This window comes from Limnohabitans sp. (genome assembly GCF_040400975.1).
Taxonomy (GTDB): domain Bacteria; phylum Pseudomonadota; class Gammaproteobacteria; order Burkholderiales; family Burkholderiaceae_C; genus Limnohabitans_A.
The window spans coordinates 1-1,500 of record NZ_JBBAPF010000106.1 but is presented as its reverse complement, the minus strand read 5'-3'; the positions used below and the strand labels follow the sequence as shown (position 1 = coordinate 1,500).

At 55.9% G+C, this 1,500-nt stretch carries 2 protein-coding genes; one reads left to right on the top strand and one right to left on the bottom strand.

Going from position 1 to position 1,500, the window contains the following annotated elements:
* On the top strand, window positions 1-971 hold a 971-nt coding region (locus ABWQ00_RS16030; RefSeq protein ID WP_353239656.1), incomplete at its 5' end, for a hypothetical protein.
* A gap of 333 nt (window positions 972-1,304) precedes the next feature.
* Here ABWQ00_RS16030 and ABWQ00_RS16025 read toward each other — a convergent pair.
* Window positions 1,305-1,500 (bottom strand): hypothetical protein (locus tag ABWQ00_RS16025; RefSeq protein ID WP_353239655.1); only part of this gene is annotated, 196 nt, incomplete at its 5' end.

Genomic DNA, 1,500 nt, shown 5'->3' with positions numbered 1-1,500 from the left:
CCTCTGATGATACCATCGTTGTGATCATGCCAAGAGCCCCTGCAAATTCGCCTGTGAACAAGAACGCCCAGACCACCGACGCCAAGATGGCTAAAATGGCCCCGACGCTGCAACCGCCAAAGATTGGCGTGATTGAGGTGCGCCATGGTGATCTTCTGGCCCGGACAAAATCTCGAGTCGCTTTCCAGGGCAGCTATCAGAACAACATCATGTTCACGAGGCAGAAGAAAGGCCCCTACACCAAGATGAACATGGCCAATCTGGGCGGTGACAACTTCTTCAACCGATGGGAAGTGGCGTTGATTCATTTCGCGAAGCTGGTGAAGTGCAGCAGCGACGAGTACAACAAACTCTTTCCTGTGCTCAACGAAAAGGCCCAGGCGGATGACTCTGACTACATCGACAGTCAAAGTACGCTCGATGAGGTTGGGATCAAGGATGACCTGGTGGCCTTCCCGCATGAGTACGACATGAGCCTTGGCAAGGAGCTCCTGGACACCTTTCAATCAGACATCATGGTGTTGATCCACCCAGGCATGGGCGAGATGCTGAAGGCTGTTTTGGTGAAGCAAAAGTTTGGAGTTGCGATCATCCGGAATGCTGCGCACAAGAACCTGCTGATGAAGAACCTCAAGGACTTCGTGAAGAGCATTAATCTCGTGAGCTCTGCTGATGCCCCGCCGAAGCCTGCCAGTTTGATCGCGTACGAGAAGGGGCTGGCTGGCAATCGTCAGCAGCCGGAGGCGATGCCTTCGTCGCAGACGGGCCCCCCCTTGACAACACCCAAGTCCCAGGGGCCACAGGTGATCACGATGCCGACGACACCGCCTCCAGGCACCAAGCCTGCGCCACTGGCCGGCTCGCGCCAGCCTGCGTCGTCTTCGTCGGGTGGAACGGCTGAGGCGGCAAGTGCGCTTGCTCTGAGCAGGCATGGACGGGCATCAGCAGGCCTACTTCAGCCTCAATCATGAGGCGCCCGCCAGACGTGCGAACCCATGCCAAAACAGGATGCGATCAGTGATCGCAAATAAGTTGGGTCCGGGCAATCACACTGATGCGATCAGTGATCGCTTGGTGTGTCCATGCTGATAAATCATGCATGCGCATCAATGAACGGCCGCGTTCGCTGTCCTAAGGCTTTGCATCAGGCGATCAATGTTCCCTTACTTTCGACGACCGATCAGTGAAGTATCACATTCAGTGCTGCCGTCAACAGGCTTGTGTTTGTCCTCAGCCTTCAAGGTATCAGTCAACCACAATTCATCATCATCCCCTCCTCATCGGTCGGATTCGAAGCCGACCAGTCAGAGCCCCGATTTTCCGTGCACTGAATCGTCTTTGGGATGGCGGCTGACATGATTGTTGAAATCACTATTCAGCAGATGATCGTCGCATTCAGCAGCTGATCGTCGCATTCGCGGCAGCCGGTCGTCGCATTCGGCCGTCGGTCGTCGCATTCGGCAGCCGGTCGTCGCATTCGGCAGCCGGTCGTCGCATTCG